At 62.3% G+C, this 18,127-nt stretch carries 20 protein-coding genes; 10 read left to right on the plus strand and 10 right to left on the minus strand.

Annotation, left to right across the window (positions count from 1 at the left end; translation table 11 throughout):
* Positions 1–5: 5 nt before the first annotated feature.
* On the minus strand, positions 6–590 hold the full coding sequence (locus tag I6E39_RS02365; RefSeq protein WP_235379719.1) for a TetR/AcrR family transcriptional regulator: 585 nt from the start codon (positions 588–590) through the stop codon (positions 6–8).
* Positions 591–835: 245 nt separating this feature from the next.
* Between I6E39_RS02365 and I6E39_RS02370 the strand changes: the two genes are divergently transcribed.
* The 4 genes from I6E39_RS02370 to I6E39_RS02385 all read left to right on the plus strand — a co-directional run bounded on the left by I6E39_RS02370 (position 836) and on the right by I6E39_RS02385 (position 4,241).
* A complete protein-coding gene (locus tag I6E39_RS02370) occupies positions 836–1,507 on the plus strand; it encodes a helix-turn-helix domain-containing protein (protein WP_235379721.1) in 672 nt (223 codons plus the stop codon).
* A 146-nt stretch (positions 1,508–1,653) separates the two neighbouring features.
* Positions 1,654–2,229, plus strand: a complete 576-nt coding sequence (gene yfbR / locus I6E39_RS02375) for a 5'-deoxynucleotidase (protein ID WP_235379723.1) — start codon at positions 1,654–1,656, stop codon at positions 2,227–2,229.
* 60 nt (positions 2,230–2,289) lie between these two features.
* Positions 2,290–2,559 (plus strand): ACT domain-containing protein, encoded by a 270-nt coding sequence (locus I6E39_RS02380; protein WP_235379725.1) that lies wholly within the window; start codon positions 2,290–2,292, stop codon positions 2,557–2,559.
* Positions 2,560–2,882: 323 nt separating this feature from the next.
* Positions 2,883–4,241: a PFL family protein gene (locus tag I6E39_RS02385; protein ID WP_235379727.1), complete on the plus strand. Its 1,359-nt coding sequence runs from the start codon at positions 2,883–2,885 to the stop codon at positions 4,239–4,241.
* A 132-nt stretch (positions 4,242–4,373) separates the two neighbouring features.
* On the opposite strand, the gene I6E39_RS02390 is transcribed toward I6E39_RS02385, so the two are convergent.
* Complete coding sequence (locus I6E39_RS02390; protein WP_235379728.1) at positions 4,374–5,945, minus strand: vWA domain-containing protein; 1,572 nt, start codon at positions 5,943–5,945, stop codon at positions 4,374–4,376.
* A 169-nt stretch (positions 5,946–6,114) separates the two neighbouring features.
* On the opposite strand from I6E39_RS02390, the gene I6E39_RS02395 reads away from it, so the two are divergent.
* Complete coding sequence (locus I6E39_RS02395; protein WP_235379730.1) at positions 6,115–6,630, plus strand: cysteine hydrolase family protein; 516 nt, start codon at positions 6,115–6,117, stop codon at positions 6,628–6,630.
* A 26-nt stretch (positions 6,631–6,656) separates the two neighbouring features.
* The gene (locus tag I6E39_RS02400; protein WP_235379731.1) at positions 6,657–7,217 is read left to right on the plus strand and encodes a prolyl-tRNA synthetase associated domain-containing protein; all 561 of its coding nucleotides are present in this window, start codon (positions 6,657–6,659) and stop codon (positions 7,215–7,217) included.
* 56 nt (positions 7,218–7,273) lie between these two features.
* Here I6E39_RS02400 and I6E39_RS02405 read toward each other — a convergent pair whose 3' ends face one another.
* The 4 genes from I6E39_RS02405 to I6E39_RS02420 all read right to left on the minus strand — a co-directional run bounded on the left by I6E39_RS02405 (position 7,274) and on the right by I6E39_RS02420 (position 11,376).
* Complete coding sequence (locus tag I6E39_RS02405; RefSeq protein ID WP_235379732.1) at positions 7,274–7,978, minus strand: coenzyme F420-0:L-glutamate ligase; 705 nt, start codon at positions 7,976–7,978, stop codon at positions 7,274–7,276.
* A gap of 135 nt (positions 7,979–8,113) precedes the next feature.
* Entirely contained in the window at positions 8,114–9,403 is a 1,290-nt protein-coding gene (mtaB, locus tag I6E39_RS02410) for a tRNA (N(6)-L-threonylcarbamoyladenosine(37)-C(2))-methylthiotransferase MtaB (RefSeq protein WP_235379733.1), read from the minus strand.
* A 132-nt stretch (positions 9,404–9,535) separates the two neighbouring features.
* A complete protein-coding gene (locus I6E39_RS02415) occupies positions 9,536–9,898 on the minus strand; it encodes a cupin domain-containing protein (RefSeq protein WP_235379734.1) in 363 nt (120 codons plus the stop codon).
* A 20-nt stretch (positions 9,899–9,918) separates the two neighbouring features.
* Positions 9,919–11,376, minus strand: coding sequence for an AAA family ATPase (locus I6E39_RS02420; protein ID WP_235379735.1), 1,458 nt, complete (start codon positions 11,374–11,376; stop codon positions 9,919–9,921).
* Positions 11,377–11,757: 381 nt separating this feature from the next.
* Here I6E39_RS02420 and I6E39_RS02425 point away from each other — a divergent pair, with 381 nt between their 5' ends.
* On the plus strand, positions 11,758–12,759 hold the full coding sequence (locus tag I6E39_RS02425) for an SH3 domain-containing protein (RefSeq protein ID WP_235379736.1): 1,002 nt from the start codon (positions 11,758–11,760) through the stop codon (positions 12,757–12,759).
* Between the two features lie 132 nt (positions 12,760–12,891).
* On the opposite strand, the gene ilvD is transcribed toward I6E39_RS02425, so the two are convergent.
* Positions 12,892–14,553, minus strand: coding sequence for a dihydroxy-acid dehydratase (ilvD, locus tag I6E39_RS02430; RefSeq protein ID WP_235379738.1), 1,662 nt, complete (start codon positions 14,551–14,553; stop codon positions 12,892–12,894).
* A 234-nt stretch (positions 14,554–14,787) separates the two neighbouring features.
* Here ilvD and I6E39_RS02435 point away from each other — a divergent pair, with 234 nt between their 5' ends.
* Positions 14,788–15,465 carry a FadR/GntR family transcriptional regulator gene (locus I6E39_RS02435; RefSeq protein WP_235379739.1) on the plus strand — a complete coding sequence of 226 codons (678 nt, stop codon included), beginning with the start codon at positions 14,788–14,790 and terminating at the stop codon, positions 15,463–15,465.
* 308 nt (positions 15,466–15,773) lie between these two features.
* On the opposite strand, the gene I6E39_RS02440 is transcribed toward I6E39_RS02435, so the two are convergent.
* From I6E39_RS02440 to I6E39_RS02450, 3 genes are read right to left on the minus strand one after another with little or no spacing between them, the layout of a single operon-like run.
* The gene (locus I6E39_RS02440; RefSeq protein WP_235379740.1) at positions 15,774–16,097 is read right to left on the minus strand and encodes a hypothetical protein; all 324 of its coding nucleotides are present in this window, start codon (positions 16,095–16,097) and stop codon (positions 15,774–15,776) included.
* A gap of 14 nt (positions 16,098–16,111) precedes the next feature.
* Positions 16,112–16,381 (minus strand): phage holin family protein, encoded by a 270-nt coding sequence (locus tag I6E39_RS02445; protein ID WP_235379741.1) that lies wholly within the window; start codon positions 16,379–16,381, stop codon positions 16,112–16,114.
* A gap of 34 nt (positions 16,382–16,415) precedes the next feature.
* Complete coding sequence (locus tag I6E39_RS02450; RefSeq protein WP_235379743.1) at positions 16,416–16,736, minus strand: hypothetical protein; 321 nt, start codon at positions 16,734–16,736, stop codon at positions 16,416–16,418.
* A 196-nt stretch (positions 16,737–16,932) separates the two neighbouring features.
* Here I6E39_RS02450 and I6E39_RS02455 point away from each other — a divergent pair, with 196 nt between their 5' ends.
* Both I6E39_RS02455 and I6E39_RS02460 read left to right on the plus strand, forming a co-directional pair.
* Positions 16,933–17,400, plus strand: a complete 468-nt coding sequence (locus tag I6E39_RS02455; RefSeq protein WP_235379745.1) for a helix-turn-helix domain-containing protein — start codon at positions 16,933–16,935, stop codon at positions 17,398–17,400.
* A 554-nt stretch (positions 17,401–17,954) separates the two neighbouring features.
* Positions 17,955–18,125 carry a hypothetical protein gene (locus tag I6E39_RS02460; protein WP_235379747.1) on the plus strand — a complete coding sequence of 57 codons (171 nt, stop codon included), beginning with the start codon at positions 17,955–17,957 and terminating at the stop codon, positions 18,123–18,125.
* The last annotated feature ends 2 nt before the right edge of the window (positions 18,126–18,127 follow it).

Raw genomic sequence — 18,127 nt, forward strand, 5'->3', positions numbered from 1 at the left:
CCCACTCAGGCCCGAAATCCCCCGAAAAACATGGGCATCATGGCCGTGCCGTACTGAAGCAGGGAGTAGTCTCCCTCGGACAGACACCAGTCGTAGATCAGCGCCCGCTCGCACAGGGCGTAGACCCGGACCATCTCATTCACCGTCACGTCGCTTCGCAGCTCCCCCCGCTCCTGGCCCTGGAGGACGATCTGCCGCAGCAGCTTGTAGTAGGTCCGGTTGTGGTCCAGCAGGTGCTTGTCCCCCCGGGTGATGAGTTGGGAGGAGTACAGCCGGGCCAGCAGGTCCAGGGAGATGGAGTTCTCGATCATGGCGAACAGCTCCCGGTTCAGGTACATCAGCTGGTCGAACCGGTCCATGGCCGGGTCCATGGTCTCCATCAGCTCCTCGTACTTCTGGTCGAAGAGGTAGGACACCGAGGACAGCAGGGCGTCCTTCCCCTCAAAATAGTGGTAGAAGGACCCCCGGGAGGTGCCCGACTCGGCAATGATCTCCTCCACCGTGGTGTCATCGTAGCCCTGGCGGTAGAACAGCCGCCAGGCCGCTTCGATGATCTTCCCTTTAGTGTTTCGGGTGTTTTTCTTGGCCATGATGAGGGCTCCTTCCTGGCATAAATGGTATGGCCGGCGGAACAGGCGGAATACCGAACTGCCCGCGCGGAGGAAATAACAAGGCGGGGGATAAGCCTGCGCCCTGACGGTGCCGGGCGCAGAAACCGGAAAAAGATGGGAAATCAATCCCCGCAACCGCTGGTTGCTAAGACTTCCAAGGCCGGTTGGTTGCCTTTCCATCTCATTTCCCTTATAATGTGGCCCAGAAGAAAGGGGGCGGATCCATGAACCTGTCTGAAAAAATACTCAAGCTGCGCACCGCCCGGGGCATGTCCCAGGGGGACCTGGCGGAGAAACTGGAGGTATCCCGCCAGTCGGTGTCCAAATGGGAGACAGGACAATCGGTGCCCGATGTGGATAAGCTGGTCAGGTTGGCCGACCTGTTCGGGGTGACCACAGACTACCTGCTCCGGGAGACGGAGCGGGCCTCCGGGAAGGAAGCCGAACCGACGGAATTATCGGACAGCGCTGGCAGGAGAGCGCCCCGGCCCGTCCAGGTGGCGGGCATCCTGCTGACCTGTTTCGGCCTGCTCCTGACGGCCCTGGCCGCCTGGGCTGCGGGCCGGGGAGAGATTGGGCACCTGGAACTGGTCATGATCCTTCTATCGGTCCTCCCAGGCCTGGTCCTTTCTTTGGCCCCGGAACACAATCTGCTGGCCGGAGCCTGGACCTTGTGGAGCGGATCCGCCGCGGTGTTTCTGCCCGCTAGGCGAACGGCCAATCTGGTCTGGCTGAAAAAATTTTATAGTATCTTTGTGTTGAGCAAGCACGGCTCTGTGTCTGTGGGGCTCTGGCCCTGGCAGGTCAAGGTGATCTTCGCCATCCACGGGGCGATGCTGGCCCTGCTGGTCTATGCCACCTGGCGGACCCTGCGCAAACCGAAACAAGACGGCTGAGGCCGTCTTGTTTTTTGCCTCAGGTCCATTATCCGCAATTTTTTTGCCTCCGTCAACTCTTTTTCCGGCCCTCTTGCGGTTTACATCCCCTCGCCCCTGTGATAAAATATCCCAGTCTTGATTTTCCCGGAAGGAGGTCCGACGCTGTGGCTTACAATTTTTTTCCTATGATCGCCCGGATGAAGTACATCAACCGCTGGGGCCTCATGCGAAACACCCAAGAAGAGAACATCCAGGAGCACTCCCACATGGTGGCCGTCCTGGCCCACGCCCTGGCCGTCATCCAGAACCGCTATTACGGCGGGCAGGTGGACCCTGGCGCCGTGGCGGTGGCCGCGTTGTACCACGACGCCAGCGAGATCCTGACCGGGGACATGCCCACCCCCATCAAGTACGACAACCCGGACATCCAGAGGGCCTACAAGGACATCGAGGCGGTGGCGGAGCGGAAGCTGCTGTCCATGCTGCCCGAGGACCTGCGGGCGGATTACGACGAGGTGATCACCATTCCGGACCCTGAGATCCGGGCCCTGGTGAAGGCGGCGGACAAGCTGTCCGCCTATCTCAAGTGCGTGGAGGAGCTGAAGGCGGGCAACACCGAGTTCAGAAAGGCAAAGGAGCAGACCTACGCCGCCCTGTGCCAAAACCCCATCCCCGCCCTGCGGTACTTCATGGACCACTTCCTGGAGGGGTTTGAGCTGACTTTGGACGAGCTGAATTGACCGCGGGGCGGTGGCCGCCCTACCCAGAGGATGTAATTATAGAAAGGATCGTATGGAATTATGAAGGCAATCGTTACCGTTATCGGCAAGGACAAGGTGGGCATCACTGCCGCCGTCTGCTCCCTGCTGGCCCAGCACAACATCAACATCCTGGACATCACCCAGACCGTTTTGCAGGACTATTTCACCATGGTCATGCTGGTGGACACCGCCGCCTGCGCTGAATCCATCGGGGATATGTCCGACATCCTGGACCGGGCCGGCAAGGAGCAGGGCCTGTCTATCCGCATCCAGCGGGAGGATATTTTCAACGCCATGCACCGGATCTAAGCGTCCGAGCCGTCGTGAGCAGTGCGGATGGACCGGAGCGAGGGCGCGAAACCGAAGGTTCGCATAGCGAACCTGTTTCAAGCCCAAGTCGGAGGGCCGATTCCCCCTATCAGGGGGAAATGTCCCGAAGGGACAAAGAGGGTAGGGACAGCCGCGCGTCGCGAACAGGCAAGGCGTGATAACATCCAAGCGCCGAATTCCCGGGCAGGGAATGATCGGTAGGGCGGGGGCTTGCCCCCGCCGCCCGGTTTTCCGGCGACGACCCCCGGCGGGGGCAAGCCCCCGCCCTACCCTTTGTCCCAAAGCGATAAGGAGGCATCATTATGCTCAATCAACACGAAATCATGCAGACCATCCAGATGATCGACCAGCAGCATCTGGACGTGCGTACCATCACCATGGGCATCTCTCTGTTGTCCTGCGCCCATAGCGATGTGAAGGTGGCCTGCGACAAGGTATATGACAAGATCACCCGCTATGCCGAGCATCTGGTGGCCACCGGCGAGGCCATTGAGAAGGAATTCGGCATCCCCATCGTCAACAAGCGCATCTCCGTCACCCCCATCGCCCTGGTGGCCGCCGCGGCGGAGACCGACAACTATACCCCTTTCGCCGTGGCCTTGGACAAGGCCGCCAAGACCTGCGGCGTCAACTTTATCGGCGGCTTCTCCGCCCTGGTCCAGAAGGGAATGACCAACGCCGACCGCATCCTCATCAATTCCATCCCCGAGGCCCTGTCCACCACCGACATCGTCTGCGCCAGCGTCAACGTGGGCTCCACCAAGGCGGGCATCGACATGGACGCCGTGGCCCTCATGGGCCGGACCATCAAGGACTTGGCCAACCGCACCGCCGACAAGGGGGGCTTCGGCTGCGCCAAGCTGGTGGTGTTCTGCAACGCCGTGGAGGACAACCCCTTCATGGCTGGCGCCTTCCACGGCGTGGGCGAGCCGGAGAAGGTCATCAACGTGGGTGTCTCCGGCCCCGGCGTGGTCCACCACGCCCTCCAGGCCGTCAAGGGTCAGCCCTTCGACGTGGTGGCCGAGACGGTAAAGAAGACCGCCTTCCGCATCACCCGCATGGGCCAGCTGGTGGCCCAGGAGGCCTCCCGCCGTCTGGACACCCCCTTCGGCATCGTGGACCTGTCCCTGGCTCCCACCCCCGCCGTGGGCGACAGCGTGGCCCGCATCCTGGAGGAGATGGGTCTGGAGGTCTGCGGCACCCACGGCACCACCGCCGCCCTGGCCCTGCTCAACGACGCGGTGAAGAAGGGCGGCGTCATGGCCAGCTCCTCCGTGGGCGGCCTGTCCGGAGCCTTCATCCCCGTCAGCGAGGACGAGGGCATGATTGCCGCCGCTGCCTCCGGGGCCCTGACTCTGGACAAGCTGGAGGCCATGACCTGCGTGTGCTCCGTGGGCCTGGACATGATCGCCGTCCCCGGCGATACCAGCGCCGAGACTATCTCCGCCATCATCGCCGATGAGGCCGCCATCGGCATGGTCAACACCAAGACCACCGCCGTCCGCCTCATCCCCGCGCCCGGCTGCAAGGTGGGGGACACCGTGGAGTTCGGCGGCCTGTTGGGCTCCGCCCCCGTCCAGCCCGTCCACCCCTACTCCAGCGCCGACTTCATCGCCCGGGGCGGCCGCATCCCCGCTCCCATGCAGAGCCTGAAGAACTGAGCCCAGCTTCTTCCGAGAAAGAGCCGAACAGAACGTTTGGCGCAAAACCGCATTTTACTTACGGATAAAACGGTAAAACACAGCCCCGGCGGACCTTGTTCCGCCGGGGCTGTTCTAATTTACAAAAGTATCTCAGCCCTTTCCGGCCTGCCGCCGGACCAGATAGAGCAGCTCGGAGCGGTAGGGGTCGTAGTTGATCCCGGGCAGGGAAGCCAGCTGTTCGGCCACACCCTGATAGGTGGCGGTGCCGGCGTACTCAGAATCCCGCAGCAGCATCCCGAACTGGGCCACACAGGCGGCAAAGGCCGTATCCGGCGAAGGGGTATCCCGCACCTGCTCCTGGCCCACCGGGTACTCCAGCAAGCGGCTCTCGGTCCCCTCGGGCTCCTTGTACCGCACCGACACGGTGAGCCACTCGTCGCTGCCCGTGGGGACGGTCTCCTGGTATTTCAGGTCAGACTCCGGGACCTCCATGTCCGAGCCGGGCAGGGCCAGCTCGTACAGCACCGTCACCCGGTGGCCCGCCCCCACCTCGCCGCCGTCCTTGGCGTCGTCGGCAAAGTCCTCCGCGTCCATCAGCCGGTTCTCATACCCGATGAGGCGGTAGGCCTCCACCTGAGCCGGGTTGAACTCCACCTGAAACTTCACGTCCTTGGCCACAGTAAACAGGGTGCCTCCCATCTCCTCCAACAGCACCCGCTTGGCCTCCAGGACGCTGTCGATATAGGCGTAATTGCCGTCCCCGTGGTCGGCCAGGGCCTCCAGCTTGTTGTCCTTCAGGTTACCCTCGCCAAAGCCCAGGACAGACAGGAAGATCCCATCCTTCTTTTGTTCCTCAATGAGCTTGACCAGCTCCCCCTCGCTGGTGACCCCCACGTTCAGGTCCCCGTCAGTGGCCAGAATCACCCGGTTGTTGCCTCCGGGGATAAAATGCTTCCGGGCCAGCTCGTAGGCGGTGAGGATGCCACGGGAGCCGGCGGTGCTGCCCCCGGCGGTCAGGTCCTCAATGGCGGCCTGGATGGTCTCCGCCTCATCTCCGGTTGCCCCGTCCAGCACTACCCGGTCCGAGGAGGCGTAGGTGACGATGGAGATGGTGTCCCCGGGCCGCAGGTGCTCGGTGAGCAGCAGGAAGGCCTGCTTTACCAGAGGGAGTTTGTTCCACTGGTCCATGGAGCCGGATACGTCCAGGAGGAACACCAGGTTGGAGGGGGGCATGGCCTCCCAGTCGGGCTGGGGGGCCTGGAGGCCCACCCGCAGCAGCAGGGTGTCGTTGTTCCAGGGGCAGGGGGCGATCTCGGTGGACACCGAGAAGGGCGCGTCCCCCTCCGGCTCCGGGTAGTCATAGCGGAAGTAGTTGACCATCTCCTCGATCCGCACCGCGTCGGCGGGCACCTCCTGGCCGTTCAGCAGCATCCGCCGCAGGTTTGCGTAGGAGGCGGTGTCCACGTCGGCGGCAAAGGTGGACAGGGGGGACAGCGCCGCGGCGTGGAAGCCGTTTTCGTCCATGTGGCTGTACTCCTCGGTGTTCCAGTCGGGCTCCAGAGTCTCCATGGGGGCGCAGTTGGCAAAACTGTCCATGGCACCGCCGGTGGCGGCAGAAGCGGCGGGCTCCCCTGTGCTGGCGTTTGACGCGCAGGCGCAGGCGGTGAGGGACAACGCCAGGGCGGCGGCGGTCAGCAAGGCGAAAAAGCGGATTCCTTTCATATCGTTTTCCTCCTTTTCTGTCGGTGGGAGTTCCTCCAAAGCTCCCTTTGCCTATATAGACGGGAAAAAAGACACCGGGTCGCGAAAACCGGGAAAATTTTGAGCGGCCGGAAAGGGGCTGGCGTTTGGAGGGCGAATGTGGTATCCTGAAAAAAAGGAGGGACCGTCCATGAAATTGCTGGTGGTCGTGGATATGCAGAACGATTTTGTCTCCGGCGCCCTGGGCACCCGGGAGGCTGCCGATATTGTGCCCCATGTGGTGGGCAAGGTGGTGGAGGCGGTCAACGCCGGAACGGACATTATCTTTACCCAGGACACCCACGGAGCGGACTATCTGAACACCCAGGAGGGGAAGAACCTGCCCGTCCCCCACTGTATCAAGGGCAGCGAAGGCTGGGAGATCATCCCTCAGCTTCAGGAGTACGCCCGGGGCCGGGTCTGTCTGGAGAAGTCCGGCTTCGGCAGCACCGCGCTGGCCCACATGGCCGCCCGGGGCAAGTATGAGGAGATCGAGCTGGCGGGTCTGTGCACCGACATCTGCGTCATTTCCAACGCCATGCTACTCAAGGCCGCTCTGCCTGAAGTGCCCATCTCGGTGGACGCCTCCTGCTGCGCCGGCGTGACCCCCGCCAGCCATCAGAATGCCCTGGAGGCCATGAAAATGTGCCAGATCTCGATCCATTGAAACAGCCGAACAAAGGAGACTTACCCATGTATATCGATCCGCAGCGCTATACCACCCGGCCCACCGACGACCGGCTTCCCCAGGAGTTTGCTATCTACGACAAGCTGGAGGAGCTGGATATCCCCTATGTCCGGGTGGACCACGACCACGCCGACACCATTGAATTCTGCCAGGAGGTGGAGGCGGTGCTGGGCGGCAAGATCTGCAAGAACCTGTTTCTGTGCAACCGCCAGGGCACCCAGTTCTATCTGCTGATGATGCCGGGGGAGAAACCCTTCAAGACCAAGTTCCTCTCCGCCCAGCTGGGGTGCGCCCGGCTGTCCTTTGCCGACGCGGGCCACATGGAGCAGTATCTCCGGACCATCCCCGGCTCCGTGTCCGCGCTGGAGCTGCTTTTTGACGCGGAACACCGGGTCCAGCTCGTCATCGACCAGGACCTGATGCAGGACGAGTTTATCAGTGGCCACCCCGGTATCTCCACCTCCACCCTCCGCCTGAAGCGGGAGGATATGCTCAAGTTTGTGTCGGCTGTCGGCCATGAGCCGGTGTATGTGCAGCTGCCTGACCCCAGAACCCTGGAGGAGTAAAAACACCCCCGGCTTTCCATCGGAAAGCCGGGGGTGTTCTTGATCTGTCTGGAGATTCAGGCCTTGCGGAGGATGCCCATGGGGGTGCACTCCTCGCCCTGGCCCAGGGGGTTGTCCCCCAGCGCCTTGGCCAGCCAGTCCATGGAGGGCTCCTTCTCGGAGAAGCCGAGAATGTTGGCGCCCAGGTCGTTGATGTCCACGATGGCCACGGGGTAGCCCAGGGCCTGGGCCAGCTTTTTGGAGGTGCCCATGGGGTCGGCGGGGGTCAGCACCACATAGTGGTCATAGGGGGGGATGGTGCCCTCGGTGGGGCCGTCGATGCCCCGGGCCTTGGGGCCGGCCACCATGTAGAACCAGCCCTTCTTGCCAAGCAGCTTGCCGATGACGCTGCAGAAGGCGGCGAACAGGATACGGAGAGTGCCGCACTCCTGAAGGGCCATCTCCATGGTCTCGGGGATGCCCAGGCCGATGCCGGCGGGGGTCTTGGTGACGTAGCGGCTCAGAGTGACGGCCAGCTTCCGGGGCTTGATGTCCTCCATGGGGATGGCGCGGCTCTGGGTGCAGGCCACCGCCTTTTCGGAGATGAACAGGATGTCACCGGGCTGCATTTTGTCCCGGGGGTACTTCTTCACCACGTCGGCCATGTCGTCGTCCTTGGTGATCAGGTGGGTCTTGACAGGGATCCGCAGGTAGTCCACGCCGTCCACGGTACGGACCAGGTTTTTTCCCGGGTTGGCGCTGTAAGTCATTTCTTCGCTCATTGGTAAAAGGCTCCTCTCAAAACGGGACGGCGGGCCGCCCCTGTTGTGGTTGTCGAATCGCGGTCCCCATTATAACACCGCTGCGCCCCTTTTTCCACGGGTGGAGCAAATTTAATCCTTAAAAAATGGGCGGGATCAGACCAGGACGCCCCGGAGGGAGCCGCCCTCCACGCCCTCCACACGGACGGAGCGCAGGCGGTTGTGGAGGTTTTCCCCGTTGGGGGCCATGACCTCGGTGTACCGGGTGGTGTAGCCGCGCCACAGGCCCTCCCGCTCCTCCTCAAAGAGGACGGGGACCGTCTCGCCCACAAACTGCTCCAAATAGGCCCGCTCCATCTCAGCGGCCAGGTTGGCGGCCCGGTGGGCCCGCTCCTCCTTCACTGCCTTGAGGATCTGGTCGGGCATTTTGGCCGCCGGAGTGTCAGGGCGCTTGGAGTAGGGGAAGATGTGCATGGCGGAGAAGGCGCACTTCCGGATAAAGGCCAGCGTTTCCTCGAATTCCGCCTCCGTCTCCCCAGGAAAGCCCACGATCAGGTCGGTGGTGATCCCAGGGCGGTCGAAGGTCTCGCGGAGTAATTTTACGCTCTCATAATACCGGGCGGAATCATATTTTCGGTTCATCCGCTTCAAAACGGCGTCGCAGCCGCTCTGCATGGACAGGTGGAAGTGGGGACACAGGTTGTCCAGTTTCGCCGCCCGGCGGCAGAAGTCCCCGGTAATGGTCCGGGGCTCCAGGGAACCCAGGCGGATGCGGCAGCCGGGAGCGGCGGCGCACACCGCCTCCACCAGGTCGATGAGGGAGGAGCCGTCCCGGAACTCGTGCCCCCAGGAGGAGATCTCGATGCCGGTGAGGACCAGCTCCTGATAGCCCTCCGCCGCCAGATGGGCGGCCTGGTCCTTGGCCTGCTCCAGGGGGAGGGAGCGGATAGGACCCCGGGCGTAGGGGATGATGCAGTAGGTGCAGAAGTTGACGCAGCCGTCCTCCACCTTCAGCATGGCCCGGGTCCGGCCCTCCAGTCCGCCGGCGGGCAGCACTTCAAAGATCCGGCGCTTCATGGCGTCATCCAGAGCAGTGACGCTCTGGCGCTCCGCCCAGGTCTGTTCCAGCAGGTCCACGAAGCCTGTCCGGTCCCCGGTGCCGGCCACCAGATCCACGGACAGCCCTTCCATATCCTTGGGGTGGGTCTGGGGGTAGCAGCCGCACACGGCAATGAGGGCGTCGGGGGCCGTTTTGCGGGTCCGGCGGATGATCTGGCGGGACTTTTTGTCGCTGACCGCCGTGACAGTGCAGGTGTTGATGATATAGGCGTCGGCCTCCCCCTCGAAGGGGACCAGAGTGTGGCCCCGCCGGGTCAGCAGCTGTTCCAGGGCCTGGGTCTCGTACTGGTTGACCTTGCAGCCCAAGGTGTAAAAGGCAATGTTCATAGTGGCTTCCTTTTCCATTGGAAATTGCGGCACCGCGTCTAAAGGCCGCCGGAGGCGGCCCACCAAACCAAAGCCCAGCGAAGCGGGTTTGGTTTGGAAAGGCGGAGCAACGGAACGACTGAGTTTTCCCGTTTACGGGGAAACGAAGGATGTGGAGTTTGCGACGCCGTGTTCGGGCACCACGGCGAAGAAGACCAGATCACCGTTGCTGTCGTTGATGAGGCTGTGGGCGTGGCCCATGGGACAGTAGTGGCAGTCGCCGGGGGCCAGGGGCTCGTACTCCCCGTCGTAGAGCACCTTGCCGGTGCCGGACAGGATGTAGATCATCTCGCTGTTCCCCTCATGGGTGTGCAGGCCGATGGAGCTGCCGGGAGCCAGCAGGCCCCGCATGATCTTGGTCTTGGGGTCGGTGTACATCTTGGCCCGCAGCTCGCCCTCGCCGCCCTTGAAATTCTTCAGAACGGTGTCCTCCATCTGGTCAAACAAGATCTTCATAATACGTCGTTCTCCTTATGTCATATTGTGTGTTCCGGGGCGGGCTCCTCCGCCTCCGGTTCCTTCAGATCCTCGGGCAGCAGCTCCATGAGCTGATCCTTGGTGGGGGCCTCCAGCCGGGCCACCCGGTCGGACTGGCGGGCCACCGCCTTTTCAAACAGGTTGCGCACGTCCCGGGCGTTGCCGAAATTTTCGTCCCGGTTTTCGTACAGGTCCTTGAAATCCTGCTCCGCCCACGCCTCCGCCTCCTGGGACAGGGCGTAGCCGTTCTTTTTGCACATGGAGCGGAAGATCTCCATCAGCTGTCCGGCTTCATAGTCCTCGAAGAAGAAGTATTTGTTGAACCGGGATTCCAGACCGGGGTTGGAGTGGATGAATTTTTCCATCAGGCCGGTGTATCCGGCCACGATGACGATGAGGTCGTCCCGGTGGTCCTCCATGTTCTTCAGCAGCACCTCGATGGCCTCGTGGCCGAAGTCGTTGCCGTTCTCCTGGTTGACCAGAGCGTAGGCCTCGTCGATGAACAGCACGCCGCCGATGGCCTTCTGGACCACCTCCTGGGTCTTGATGGCGGTCTGGCCCACGAAGCCGGCCACCAGACCGGACCGGTCCACCTCCACCAGCTGGCCCTTGGACAGCACGCCGATGGCGTGGTAGATCTTGGCCAGCAGCCGGGCCACGGTGGTCTTGCCGGTGCCCGGGTTGCCCATGAACACCAGATGGAGGGACATGGGGGGGACGGGGAGCCCCGCCTCCTGGCGCAGCTTGCGCACCTTTACCAGGTTGATGAGGCTCTTCACATCCTTTTTCACCTGATCCAGGCCGCACAGGCTGTCCAGCTCCGCCAGCACGTCCTCCAGCTTGGGGGGCTCGGGGGCTTGCTCCGTCTCCTGCTTGGCCTCCTGGGCCGCTGCCTGCTCCTGGCGGACGGGAGCTTGGGGGGCGTCGGGCCGCGGGGCGATAAACTCGTCCGCCTTCAGCGCGGGGCGGTCGGCGCGCAGGCCGTCCTTGTCGCACAGCCGGATCAGCGCGTCGTTGCAGGCGTTGACAAAGCCGGCCTCGCTCTCGCTGACCACGTCGTCCACCGCGGCAAAGAGCAGCAGGATCAGGGTGAGCTGGTCGGCGAACCGCCGGGCCAGCGTGGTGCCCTTCCGGCGGTCGTACTGCCGCAGGTCCTCAAAGAAGACCGGGGGCTGGAACAGGTCGAAGTTCGCCACTCCGGCGGCCACCTCCCAGTACAGGGCGGAGGGCACCGGATTGCCCGCGGACCAGACGGCGTTGTAAAATTCCACATGCCGGGGGGTGATGGAGCTGGCGTTGTCCGCCTGCCACACCCCCAAGATGTACTGGCGCATGCAGCTGTCTACCTGGCGGCTGAAGCTCATCCGCAGGCCGGGGTCCGGGATCAGCTTGCGGAAGGCGGTCACGGCCTCGCTGTACTGCTTGTGGACTTCGCTGGCAGTCATGGTGCCTCTCATGTCGGTCACGCTCCCATCTTCAGATCTGACCATACGTTATTATGCGCACGAAACAAAGCCTTTGACCTTCACAGCCAAGGCGTTTCAATAGAGGGCCGCGCAAGAAACCGCGCCGCGGATTCTTCAGCAGACCTTATTATAAGGGAAAGCGGGGCGCAGGTCAAGGTGGCGGGGCACGCCTTCATGGCCCGGTAAATTCCGGTTTTTCGGACCGCCGGACGACGCTGTCCCGGTCCGGCGGGGCGGATAGCCGGACAAAAGTGGACATAAAAATGTTAATATTTTGTTATTTCGACTTTCCCCGTTGACGAGGCGGTTTTTTCCTTGTACAATAGATTTGAACCGTTTTTGGCGGAAAAAAGGTTGAGCGGAGGAATCAATATGGCAGAGAGACAAAATCCCTCCCGTCGTACTGCAGAAAAGCGCGTCGCGGCCGGAAAGCAGACGGCCCCCCGGCGCGATACGATAGAGAAACAGACGCCCTCCCGCCGCAGCGACGTGATCCGCTGCGAGAACTGCGGAGAGGACTATTCCATCACCTATAAGCGCTGTCCCTTCTGTGACGAGCGGCCCGGCCGAAGCGGCATCGGCGGCCGTCGGGCGGCCGGCGGACGGGGGACGGTCCATCCCGTGCAGGTGATCGGCCTGGTGATCTCCATGATCGTGATCATCGTGGCGCTGTTCATAGTATTCAAGTATGTGGGGCCGCTGATCTTTGGAGACAAATCCGGCGGCCAGGGCTCCTCGGTGAGTACCAGCCAGTCCGCTCCCGGCAGTTCTGCCTCCACCAGCCAGCCCGGGGGTGACGCAAGCTCCGGCGGCGATGTATCCTTGGAGGTCCCCCAGGTCCCTGTGACCTCCCTGACGCTGAACAAGTCGGACATCACCCTGACGGCCAATGAAGTATTCCCCTTTGTAGCCACGGTCAGTCCCGCCGACGCTGTGGTCACCTGGAGCAGCAGCGACGACTCCATCCTGAAGGTGGAGCAGGACGGCACCGCCACCAACGTGAACACCACCGGCAGCAAGGTGAAGGTCACCGTCACCGCCACGGCCGGGGACAAGAGCGCCCAGTGTACCGTCTACTGCAACAGCGCTGCCGGTTCCGGCACCGGCACGACGACGCCCTCGGGCGGGAGCGGCACCTCCACCAAGCCCAGCGGCGGCACCGTGGCCCCCAACACCCCGGGTACCATCGTCAACGCGGGCAGCGGTCTGAATATCCGCTCCGGTCCGGGCTCCAGCTATGAAAAACTGGCCAGCGCCGCCAACGGGTCCAAAATCATTATCCTGGAGGACACCGGAAACGGCTGGTACAAGATCGACTACGGCAACGGCAAGGTGGGCTATGTCTCCAGCGACTATGTCTCCGTGGGCAACTAAAGAAACATGATAAAAGGGCGTCCCCACTGGGGACGCCCTTTTCATTTTAGAACTGTCAGTTACTCTGCGTGACCTGTCCTGCTTCGCAGGGGAAATGCGCCAGCAGTTCCGAGAGTCCTTTGGTCCTTTCTTTCAGGAAAGGACAGCTCCCTTGTCGGCAGAGGAGACCAGCTTGGCGTACCGGGCCAGGTAGCCGGTCTTGATCTTGGGCTCGGGGCAGACCCAGGCGGCCTTCCGGGCGGCCAGCACCTCGTCGGACACCTTCAGGGTAATGGTGTGGGCGGGGATGTCGATGGCGATGCGGTCGCCCTCCTCCACCAGACCAATGGTGCCGCCGCTGGCGGCCTCGGGGGAGACGTGACCGATGGAGGCGCCACGGGTGGCGCCGGAGAAGCGGCCGTCGGTGATGAGGGCCACGTCCTTGTCCAGGCCCATGCCCGCGATGGCGGAGGTGGGGTTGAGCATCTCCCGCATGCCGGGGCCGCCCTTGGGGCCCTCGTACCGGATGACCACCACGTCGCCGGCTACGATCTTGCCGGCGTAGATGGCCTCGATAGCCTCCTCCTCGGAGTTGAAGACCCGGGCGGGGCCCTCATGGACCATCATCTCGGGGGCCACGGCGGACTGCTTGACCACGCAGCCGTCGGGGGCCAGGTTGCCCTTCAGAACGGCGATGCCGCCGGTCTTGGTGTAGGGATTCTCAATGGGCCGGATGATGTCGGGGTTGCGGTTTACCACGCCCTCGAGGTTTTCCGCAACGGTCTTTCCGGTGCAGGTCATCAGGCTGGTGTCGAGAAGGCCCTTCTTGGCCAGCTCGGCCATGACGGCATAGACGCCGCCCGCCCGGTCCAGATCCTCCATGTAGGTGTCGCCGGCGGGGGCCAGGTGGCACAGGTTGGGAGTCTTGTCGCTGATCTCGTTGGCCATGTCGAAGCTGAGCTCGATGCCGCACTCATGGGCGATGGCGGGCAGGTGGAGCATGGTGTTGGTGGAGCAGCCCAGAGCCATGTCAATGGTCTCGGCGTTGTGGAAGGCGGCCTCGGTCATGATGTCCCGGGGGCGGATGTCCTTTTCCACCAGCTCCATGATCTTCATGCCAGCGTGCTTGGCCAGACGCAGGCGGGCGGAGTAGACGGCGGGGATGGTGCCGTTGCCGGCCAGAGCCATGCCGATGGCCTCGGTGAGGCAGTTCATGGAGTTGGCGGTGTACATGCCGGAGCAGGAGCCGCAGGTGGGGCAGGCATTGTTCTCGTACTCCTCCACGCCTGCCTGGTCCAACTTGTCGGCGTAGTAAGCGCCCACCGCCTCAAACATGTGGGACAGGCAGGTGCGGCGGCCGTTGTTCAGGGTGCCGGCCAGCATGGGACCGCCGGAGACGAAAATGGTGGGGACGTTCACCCGGGCGGCGGCCATGAGCAGACCGGGGACGTTCTTGTCACAGTTGGGGATCATGACCAGGCCGTCGAACTGGTGGGCCATGGCCATGGCCTCGGTGGAATCGGCGATGAGATCACGGGTGACCAGGGAGTACTTCATACCCACATGGCCCATGGCGATGCCGTCGCAGACGGCGATGGCGGGGAATTCCACGGGGGTGCCTCCGGCGGCCCGGATGCCGGCCTTGACGGCCTCGGCGATCTTGTCCAGGTTCATGTGGCCGGGGACGATCTCGTTATAGGAGCAGACCACACCGATAAGGGGGCGCTCCAGCTCCTCCTTGGTGTAGCCCAGAGCATAGAGCAAAGAGCGGTTGGGGGCGGCGGGGATGCCTTTTTTCACAACGTCGGAACGCATATGGATTGACCTCCTGAATTTTTTAACAGAGTTGTCTGATAACTCTTGCATTGTCTGACTACATGCTATATCATGAAAGCATAGATGTCAAGAGGCGGGAGAGATTTTTACAGTCTGGAATTTGAACGGGTGTTTTTTGGCTGACATCTCTCGGGACGGGGCAGGCGCCGTCCTGAGGCGCAGCCGGAATGCCCCGTAACGTTTGGTTCACCGTCTGAAAAAGGAGCGACGATCATGGAAAAACAGAGCCTTTCCCACCAGACCGCCCAGCGGCTTTACAATCAGATCGTGGTGGAGCGGCGGCTCCATCCCGGGGACAAGCTGCCCAACGAACTGGACCTGTCCCGGGAACTGGGGGTGGGCCGGACCACCCTGCGGGAGGCCATCCGGGATCTGACGGTCCAGGGGGTGCTGGAGGTGCGCCGGGGGAAGGGCACCTTTGTGTCCCGGCAGGCCGGGCAGGTGGAGGACTTCGGCTTCTCCGCTCTGGACCGGGTGCGGGGCCAGCTGCGGGATTTGTTTGAGCTGCGGTCCATCTTTGAACCCCGGGCCGCCCGGCTGGCCTGCCAGCGGGCCAGCGAGGGGGAAATGGCGGAGATCTTGCGCCAAGGCGAGTTGGTGGCCTGCTGTATCCGGGAGGGCCGGGACCGCACCGCTGCCGACCGGGCCTTCCACGCGGCCATCGTCCGGGCCACCCACAACGAATTCATGGTGCGCTTGCTGCCCATGATCAACCAGGCGGTGGAGACCGCCATCGGCGCCGGCGAGGACCAGGAGACTCTGGCCCAGATCACCCTCCGGGACCATGCGCTGCTGCTGGAGTTTTTGCAGAAGCGGGATGCCTCCGGGGCCGAGCACGCCATGGCTATCCACATGCATCACGCCATGGATGAGATGGGTCTGGAGGAGTAGACCGGACCGTGGCTGGCGGTGCCGTAACGGAGGAAACGGGGATACCCGATGACAAAGGCCTCCGGCAGCGTGCGAGCACACAAGACGATGGCCCGGATGACTGGGATTACCGGCGCATCGGGACAAAATGAAAGGGCTTGCCGCCTGTGCTTCTCAGACGGCAAGCCCTTTTGGCTGCTTCAGAACATTTGATGAATCGTTATCGGATTGTTTGAAACGCTTCGCGGTGGGGCCTGAGTGGTTTCTCCGTTCTTCAGCTCAAACCGTGGGGCGTGACCGCAGGGGCGACTTCCTGAAGAGGCGGAGGCTCATTCCTGAGCCTGTGCCTCCTCGGCCTTGGCCGCGTCCATTTTCTGGCACTGGGCCACCGCCTGGTTGAAGACCTCGCGGTCCCCGGCGCGGTAGGCCTGGGTCAGATCAGCGTAGTGGCGGCCCAGGAAAAGGCGCAGCTGCTCCTGGCCCTGCTCCAGGGCGGGGTAGTCCCGGTGAAGGGCTTCATAGTCCAGACCGTCGGGGCCGTACTGCTGTCTGCCCTCCCGGGCGTCGGACAGAAACATGGCCAGAGCGATGGTCAGGTCGGCACAGCCGTTCTTGCCGGAAGTCTGAAAAATGTCGTAGAGGTATTGTTCCATTCTTTTGTCTCCTTTCAATCCTTCTCGTTCAGTTGTTTTTTGGCCTGATTGGCGCCGGTGGCGGCCAGTCCGGAGGCGATACCCACCGCCAAGGCGGTCAGCGGGTCGTGGGCCGGGAAGCAGGCCACAGGGATATAGAGGGCCACCAGACCCAAAACTCCGCCAGTCAGACCGCACAGCATGGGAATGTAGCGGTCGCTGATCCAGGGGACCGCTTTGACCACCAGACCGATCAGATAGCAGATGACGGTGATGGCCGCCACGGACGCGGTGCCGAAATCCATATGATCACCTCCTTTTTACAAAGCGTTGTCCGGGTCACTTGTCCCGGACCTCCAGTTCACGCAGAGCCTCCACCAGCTTGGTCACGGTGCCGTTGCCCCCCAGGGCGTGGTACTCCCGGTAGAGAGCCTCCACGTTTTCCAGTCCGTGGAGGGTGATCCAGTTCCGCTCGGAATAGTGGTAGTAGGCTTGTACGATGCGGTCCCGGAGCAGCGCCTGGATGCCGCGCTCCGTGGCCTGCTGGCGCAGGTCCGACTGCTTCTGCCGCCGGTATAAAAGGCGCATTCCGGCGCTGAGAGCGGCGGCGCCCAGCCCGCAGGCCCATTGGACCCAATATTTTAGGATCGTGTCCAGCATGGAAGATCCCTCCTCGTATATATTCCGCCAGAGGTAAAAAGGTGCCCGGCAGGATACATCGAAGAAAAAAGAAATGAGCCCAAAGCTTGGAATGGGGAGCTGATCGGGCCTGTTCTGGCTACCCCTCGCTTCGGGGCTTGCGGCGCAGTCCTATTTTTACTATAATAGAGAAAGCCTTTCAAAGGAGGTTTTACGTATGGTGACTATGGCACAGCGAATTGAAGAACTGCGGACGGAGCGGGGACTGAGCCGGCCGGCCCTGTCCGCCGCCCTGGGTTTCCCCAAAAACGCGGCGGAGAAGTTTGAGACCGGCAGGGCTACCCCCTCCCGGGAGCAGCAGGAGAAAATGGCGTCCTATTTCGGCGTATCCATGTTCTACCTGCGGGGAGAGAGCAACGACCGGACCCGCCAGGAGACCTGGATGGACGCGGCTTACGCGGAAGACGAGGAGCCGGCTCCCGCACCTGCGCCCCGGCGGGCGGCCAGACCCGCAACCCAGGCTGCCCGGCCCGGACAGGAGCAGAACACTGTTTTTGACGCCTTGCTGAACAACAAAGCCTTCCAGGAGATGGTGCGTGCCACCGTGCTGGAGGTGCTGCGGTCCCAGGAGGGACAGGAACTGCTGGCCCGGACAGTCCGGAAGGAACTGGACCGCCAGCGGTGAGAGGACGGAATAGCTGACAGACAAGCGGCGGAAGACCGTTTGGGTTCCGGCCGGCTTGGCTGCGATTGCTTCTGCCGGCCAACATGTCCGCGGAGAAGAGAGGCTTACAAAGAGGACCGTCAGGGTCCTCTTTTTTTGCCTTGCGGCGTTTTGCTTTGCGCGAAAAACCGTGCCTCGCCATATGCCTCCAGATAAATTTGCGAAATATCGCCCGGATTTTCGCCCTTTTGCCAATATTGTCTTGAAATCAGGACCTAGGAACGTTAAAACGACAAATTTCACAATAATATTGAATCCCATTTTTTGCCTGTTGGAAGGAATGACAAAAAGTGGGAGATTTTTTTGAGGATTTAGGATTGCTAATTTAGCCTGATTATGGTGAAATGAAAAAATCCCGAAGAGGTTGCCGCTTTTTTGTGCAATTCGACTTGTGGCCGAAAAGCCTTACAGCGTACGGCCTTCACGCTGTTTGTGACAGAAAAAGCAAACGCGAATTGGGTATTTCGATACAGCCGGCATGCCGCTGTATCAACACAGAAAAAGGAGCGATGTTTATGAAGAAGAAATTGTCTCTCGCGCTTGCGATGCTGCTGTCTGTCTCCATGCTGGCTGTTATGCTGGCCGGCTGCGGCGGCGGCAGAAACAGCCTGCTGACAGCGGCGCCTCTTCCGGAAGCGCAAGCCAGTCCGCTGGTGCCAGCCAGCCTGCCGCCGGCGGAGCGCTGAAG

Source organism: Pseudoflavonifractor phocaeensis (genome assembly GCF_021531375.1).
Taxonomy (GTDB): Bacteria; Bacillota; Clostridia; order Oscillospirales; family Oscillospiraceae; genus Lawsonibacter; species Lawsonibacter phocaeensis_B.

Coding starts and splice junctions, on each gene's coding strand:
- I6E39_RS02415 (WP_235379734.1), bottom strand. CDS start 9,898: ATGAAGATCTTGTTTGACCAGATGGAGGACACCGTTCTGAAGAATTTC.
- I6E39_RS02420 (WP_235379735.1), bottom strand. CDS start 11,376: ATGAGAGGCACCATGACTGCCAGCGAAGTCCACAAGCAGTACAGCGAG.
- I6E39_RS02445 (WP_235379741.1), bottom strand. CDS start 16,381: ATGGATTTCGGCACCGCGTCCGTGGCGGCCATCACCGTCATCTGCTAT.
- I6E39_RS02365 (WP_235379719.1), bottom strand. CDS start 590: ATGGCCAAGAAAAACACCCGAAACACTAAAGGGAAGATCATCGAAGCG.
- I6E39_RS02455 (WP_235379745.1), top strand. CDS start 16,933: ATGGTGACTATGGCACAGCGAATTGAAGAACTGCGGACGGAGCGGGGA.
- I6E39_RS02440 (WP_235379740.1), bottom strand. CDS start 16,097: ATGGAACAATACCTCTACGACATTTTTCAGACTTCCGGCAAGAACGGC.
- I6E39_RS02390 (WP_235379728.1), bottom strand. CDS start 5,945: ATGAAAGGAATCCGCTTTTTCGCCTTGCTGACCGCCGCCGCCCTGGCG.
- I6E39_RS02395 (WP_235379730.1), top strand. CDS start 6,115: ATGAAATTGCTGGTGGTCGTGGATATGCAGAACGATTTTGTCTCCGGC.
- I6E39_RS02400 (WP_235379731.1), top strand. CDS start 6,657: ATGTATATCGATCCGCAGCGCTATACCACCCGGCCCACCGACGACCGG.
- I6E39_RS02450 (WP_235379743.1), bottom strand. CDS start 16,736: ATGCTGGACACGATCCTAAAATATTGGGTCCAATGGGCCTGCGGGCTG.
- ilvD (WP_235379738.1), bottom strand. CDS start 14,553: ATGCGTTCCGACGTTGTGAAAAAAGGCATCCCCGCCGCCCCCAACCGC.
- I6E39_RS02380 (WP_235379725.1), top strand. CDS start 2,290: ATGAAGGCAATCGTTACCGTTATCGGCAAGGACAAGGTGGGCATCACT.
- I6E39_RS02370 (WP_235379721.1), top strand. CDS start 836: ATGAACCTGTCTGAAAAAATACTCAAGCTGCGCACCGCCCGGGGCATG.
- I6E39_RS02435 (WP_235379739.1), top strand. CDS start 14,788: ATGGAAAAACAGAGCCTTTCCCACCAGACCGCCCAGCGGCTTTACAAT.
- I6E39_RS02385 (WP_235379727.1), top strand. CDS start 2,883: ATGCTCAATCAACACGAAATCATGCAGACCATCCAGATGATCGACCAG.
- mtaB (WP_235379733.1), bottom strand. CDS start 9,403: ATGAACATTGCCTTTTACACCTTGGGCTGCAAGGTCAACCAGTACGAG.
- I6E39_RS02425 (WP_235379736.1), top strand. CDS start 11,758: ATGGCAGAGAGACAAAATCCCTCCCGTCGTACTGCAGAAAAGCGCGTC.
- I6E39_RS02405 (WP_235379732.1), bottom strand. CDS start 7,978: ATGAGCGAAGAAATGACTTACAGCGCCAACCCGGGAAAAAACCTGGTC.
- I6E39_RS02460 (WP_235379747.1), top strand. CDS start 17,955: ATGAAGAAGAAATTGTCTCTCGCGCTTGCGATGCTGCTGTCTGTCTCC.